Raw genomic sequence first — 5,565 nt, forward strand, 5'->3', positions numbered from 1 at the left:
TCAGTGCGACGATGAAAAACTGACGGCTACGATTCAGGAAGATTTTGGGGCTTTATTTAAAGAGGACGTAGTAGAAGTTTTTCTCTGGCCCGACCCGGCCGTACCGATCTATTTTGAGTATGAGGTGTCGCCATTGAATTACGAACTACCGATTCTGGTGCCGAACATCAACGGCAAAGCGCAGGGCTGGAAACCCTGGAATTATAAAGGAGCCAACAAAACCCAACATGCTACGTCGGCGCAGGGGGGAGAGAAATCAAGTAATGCTGCCGTAAAAGGGTGGACAGCTGAATTTTTCATTCCTTATCGGCTGATGAATCCCATTGTTCCCGTCATACCAACATCCGGCACGAAATGGCGTGGAAACCTTTACCGCATCGACTACGACCAGGGCTACCAAACCTGGTCGTGGAAAAAAACGAGCGGCAGTTTTCACGAATTCAGAAGGTATGGAACGCTGGTTTTTGAGTAGTACAACAAACCCACTCTAGTCTCAATTATTTTAACTGGTAAACCAACTATGCTTAATCGAAGAAGTTTACTCAAGCACTTATCGGCCATGCCGCTGGTGGGTGGTTTATTCGGTGGTTCCGCTACGTTATCGTCAGCTCTGGCCGCTCCTGCGCTGGCTCCCCGAAACTTAATAAAAGAGCTCGGCATTCGTACATTCATCAACGCAGCTGGTACGTACACCGCCATGACAGGCTCGCTTATGGAAGAAGACGTAGTGAATACGATCATCGCTTCGTCTAAAGAGTTTATGATGCTCGACGACGTACAGACAAAAGTCGGGGAGAAGATAGCAGCACTCACTCACGCTGAATCAGCCGTTGTTTCGGCGGGTTGTTTCTCGGCCATGACGCTGGGTCTGGCTGGCGTTTTAACGGGCATGGATCAGAAAAACGTAGAAGCCCTCCCCCATCTGGAAGGTACCGGCATGAAATCGGAAGTGATTGTGCAGAAAGGCCATAACGTCGGTTATTCACACGCGCTGACCAACACGGGTTGTAAAATTGTTTTTATCGAAACGGTCGAAGAACTCGAAAAAGCGATCAACGAAAAAACAGCGATGCTCTGGTTTCTGAACATTCAGTCCGACAAAGGCAAAATCATGCATCAGGAATGGGTGGCGCTGGGTAAAAAACACAACATCCCAACTATGATCGACATTGCCGCCGACGTACCGCCCGTGGAAAACCTGTGGAAATTCAACGACATGGGATTTGATCTGGTCTGCGTATCGGGTGGCAAAGCGATGCGTGGCCCGCAAAGTGCGGGCTTATTGATGGGTAAGAAAAAGTACATCGATGCGGCCCGGCTTAGCATGCCTCCTCGCGGTTCAACGATTGGCCGTGGCATGAAGGTCAATAAAGAAGAAGTGCTGGGTATGTACGTAGCGCTCGAGAAATTCATTGCCCGCGACCAGGATAAAGACTGGAAAATGCTGGAAGATCGGGCCAAACACATTGCGGATGCCGCCAAAAGTGTAAAAGGCGTAACGGTAGAATCCTTCGCTCCACCACTGGGCAATCATACGCCTACGCTACGTGTTACGTGGGATACGACCAAGCTGACGCCCAAAGCTCTACAGGAAGCACTACGTAATGGAAATCCATCCATCGAAGTTGTTGGTGAACCTACGGGCATCAGCATGACAGCCTGGATGCTGAAACCCGGCGAAGAAAAAATTGTAGCCAGCCGTCTTAAAGAAGAACTGACCAAAGCATCGGTATAATTTTCTCTGTATCGTTCATTCCGTAAGCGAGCGATTTTAAACGGTCCGTCGTCACGGTCGCTCGCTTACGGAAAACAAAACCCGCTCAATGAAAAAACTATTCCTACTCCTGTCATTAATTGGTTTCAGCTACGTAACGAATGCTCAGCAATACACGCTTCTCATTAAAGGCGGACGATTGATTGATCCCAAAAACAACATCGACGCGCTGATGGACGTAGCGATTACAGACGGCAAAATTACCGCAGTAGCTAAGTCGATTGACCCAAAACAGGCTCGGCAGGTGGTCGATGCGAAAGGCATGTACGTAACGCCGGGGCTAATCGATATTCACGGCCACGTCTTTCAGGGAACCCAACCCAATCATTACCTCAGCGACGGATTTACGGCTTTATCGCCCGATGGTTTTACGTTCCGGGTAGGCATAACGACCATTGTCGATGCGGGTGGCGCGGGCGCAAAATCGTTCGATACATTCAAGAAAAACATTATCCTGAACTCCAAAACGCGGGTACTTTCGTTCCTGAACATCGTCGGCGAAGGCATGCGGGGCGGCCCCTACGAACAGGACACCACGGACATGGACCCCAAGCTGGCGGCCAAAGTGGCGATGGAAAACAAGAACGACGTAGTAGGATTTAAAGTGGCTCACTTTCAGGGGCATAGCTGGGCACCTGTCGATCATGCAGTAGAAGCGGGAAAGATAGCCAACATGCCGGTAATTGTTGATTTTGGCGGTAGCACACCTCCCCTCCCGCTGGCCGATTTATTCCTGAAGCACCTGCGTCCGGGCGATATTTTCACCCATGCCTACACGTTGCTGCCCGGCGATGTACGCGAAACCGTTGTCGATGAAGCGACGCAGAAAGTAAAACCGTTCGTTTGGGAAGCCATCAAGCGTGGCATCGTTTTCGACGTGGGGTACGGTGGAGCCAGTTTCAATTTTTCGCAAGCCATTCCGGCAATAAAAGCCAAATTTTATCCGACGACCATTAGTACTGATTTGCACACGGGCTCGATGAACGGCTCGATGAAAGATCTGCTCAGCATCATGTCGAAGTTTGTGTTGATAGGGATGGATGTTCCAAGCGTTATCAAAGCCAGTACGTGGACACCTGCTCAGGTAATCAAGCGCGAAAATCTGGGCCATTTATCGGTAGGAGCCATCGCCGACGTAGCGATTTTGAGTATGCGTCAGGGGGATTTTGGCTTCTATGACAAAACAGGCTACAAACTCAAGGGCAAACAGAAGTTCGAATGCGAAATGACCATCAAAGGTGGCAAAATCGTGTACGACCTGAACGGTATTGTTAGCCCGATGGGCCTGAATTAAATAAGCCTTTGTTGTAATGCCTACCGCCTAACCCCTCAATTGATCTTGTTGTATGTCAAAACGTTACGTTAAAGGGTTCGTTCTTTCGTTAGTAGTTTTGGTCGGCTTCACGCAGCGTGAATCCAGAAACGGATTGCCGGTTCAAACGGCGGAAAACGGTGGTCTTTTTCTGCCCGAAGGCTTTGAAGCTACTGTCGTGATCGATAGTCTTCCCGGCCGTGCCCGCCACATAGCCGTCAATGAAAACGGCGATATCTACGTAAAAGCCCGCTTTGCCCGCGACAAAGACGAGTCGGTAATGGCGCTCCGCGACACTAACGGCGACGGTCGGGCCGACGTAGTAAAACGCTTTGGTGGCCTCGCCCGCGAACGAGCGTACGGCACAGCCATGCGGATTTACAACGGTTATCTGTACTTCAGCTCTGAGCTGTACGTTTACCGCTACAAACTGACACCCGGCGAGCTGGTCCCCAGCAGTCCAATGGAAGTTGTGCTGACCGACGATCATGAGCACGGCATGCACGAGCATATTGCCAAACCGATTACGTTCGATAAAGACGGGCATATATACGTAGCGTTTGGTGCTCCTTCCAACTGTTGTCAGCCGAAAAACCGGACGCCGGGCATGGCAGGTATCGATCCCTGTCCGATGCTGGAAGATCACGGCGGTATCTGGCAATTCGATGCCAATAAGACCAATCAAACCCAGAAAGATGGTCGCCGGTATGCGATGGGGCTACGTAGTGTCGTGGGCATGGACTGGAATTTTGCCGATAACAGTTTATATGCTCTCCAGCATGGCCGCGACGATTTTCTGATGCTCTGGGCCGATAAATACACGCCTTGGGAAAGCGCCGTACTGCCTGCCGAAGAGCTATTTAAAGTGAAAGAAGGTATGGACGGCGGTTGGCCCTATTGCTATTACGATCAGGTTCAGGGCAAAAAGCTATTGAATCCTGAATATGGTGGTGATGGTAAAACCGTCGGTCGTTGCGACAAATGCGAGAAACCGTTGATCGGATTTCCGGCGCACTGGGCACCCAACGATATGCTGTTTTATCAGGGCAACAACTTTCCCGACCGCTACAAAAACGGTACGTTCATCGCCTTTCACGGATCGACCAACCGGGCACCGTATCCGCAGGCAGGTTATTTCATTGGGTTCATGCCCGCCAAAAACGGTGCGATTTCTGCAGATTGGGAAGTTTTTGCCGATGGTTTCGCCGGGGTCGATCCAGTGGTTAACGTGAGCGATGCCGTGTACCGGCCGATGGGTATTGCCATGGGCCCCGATGGTTCGTTGTACCTGTCGGAAACGGAGAAAGGGAAAATCTGGCGCGTTACGTACAAAGGCGATAAAGCTAGCTTCGGTACTACGCAACTGGCACAGATGGAGAAACGGAAGTCAATGTCCAACATTCGTAATCCTGACAAAATCACCGACGATTTGGACCGTGGTAAACCCGCTATCGGCAGTAAAGTCTACGCGGTTTATTGTTCAGCCTGCCACCAACGTAACGGCATGGGCGATTCGCAACGGTTCCCGCCTTTAGCCGGTTCTGAATGGGTTTTAGGCGACAAAAAGAAGCTCATTACGGTGCTGCTACAAGGCCTGGAAGGTCCGATTGAGGTAAAAGGACAATCCTACAACAACGTAATGCCGCAACACAGTTTTCTTAAAAACGAAGACATTGCCGAAGTACTTACCCACATTCGGTCAAATTTTGGCAACACCGCCGATGCCGTTACAGCCGCCGACGTAAACGAAGTCCGACTGGCCTTAACGCCCAAATTGCCTGCCAAACGCAGGAGTAAATGAGTAAATAAATAAGGCAGAACGACTGTATAGCCTTCGTATTTTTCTGTATTCGTTTTTCATTTAAGATCAACCATTAATTAACCATTTTATTATCGTATGAAAACTGAACGCCGTTCCATTTTGAAACGTCTTTTCGCATCAGCCGCCGGAGTAATTGGGCTGGGTGCCGCCACCAAAGCTGCTGCAGTGGATACTGCCGCAGTGGATACTGTCGCCGAACCGCCCGTGGAAGTTGCCCCAGTGGAAGCTGTCGCTGAGAAAGAAGTTTTTAACGTCGTCAATCATCAGGACGTACCATTATTCTCGGGCTCTACGAAGCTGGGCAATCTGGTGTTCGTAGCGGGTAAAGGCTATCATAAAGAAGGTGACATTAAAGTCCATACGGACGAAGTACTGAAAGAACTGGAAAAAGAGCTGATTAAAGCGGGCTCGTCGATGGAGAAAGTACTAAAAGTGAGTGTATTTCTGCACGATCTGAACGATTACAAAGGCATGAATGAAGTGTATAAAGGTCGATTTGGCAGTAAACCGCCGGTACGTACCACCGTTGCTGTTTACGGAGGGGTGCCTGGCGATTCGCTGGTTGAAATGGACTGCATTGCTTATATCTAATTCGCTTTCGATCGTATGTGGTGTCAGGTTCTCAAACCTGACCATTTGGCCAGCGATTATGTCAGG

Annotated in this window: 5 protein-coding genes; all 5 read left to right on the plus strand. The window is 49.9% G+C overall.

Annotated features, from left to right (window positions below; all coding sequences use genetic code 11):
- The coding region (locus ACOJS8_RS03270) for a carbohydrate-binding family 9-like protein (RefSeq protein WP_420147099.1) at nt 1–472 on the plus strand (472 nt) is incomplete at its 5' end.
- A 48-nt stretch (nt 473–520) separates the two neighbouring features.
- Entirely contained in the window at nt 521–1,735 is a 1,215-nt protein-coding gene (locus ACOJS8_RS03275; protein ID WP_420147100.1) for a selenocysteine synthase, read from the plus strand.
- An 88-nt stretch (nt 1,736–1,823) separates the two neighbouring features.
- Entirely contained in the window at nt 1,824–3,068 is a 1,245-nt protein-coding gene (locus tag ACOJS8_RS03280) for an amidohydrolase/deacetylase family metallohydrolase (protein ID WP_420147101.1), read from the plus strand.
- 52 nt (nt 3,069–3,120) lie between these two features.
- The gene (locus ACOJS8_RS03285; protein WP_420147102.1) at nt 3,121–4,887 is read left to right on the plus strand and encodes a PQQ-dependent sugar dehydrogenase; all 1,767 of its coding nucleotides are present in this window, start codon (nt 3,121–3,123) and stop codon (nt 4,885–4,887) included.
- A 96-nt stretch (nt 4,888–4,983) separates the two neighbouring features.
- The gene (locus tag ACOJS8_RS03290; protein ID WP_420147103.1) at nt 4,984–5,499 is read left to right on the plus strand and encodes a RidA family protein; all 516 of its coding nucleotides are present in this window, start codon (nt 4,984–4,986) and stop codon (nt 5,497–5,499) included.
- Nucleotides 5,500–5,565: the final 66 nt, after the last annotated feature.

Origin of the sequence: Spirosoma sp. (genome assembly GCF_048594605.1) — a bacterium.
Taxonomy (GTDB): Bacteria; Bacteroidota; Bacteroidia; order Cytophagales; family Spirosomataceae; genus Spirosoma.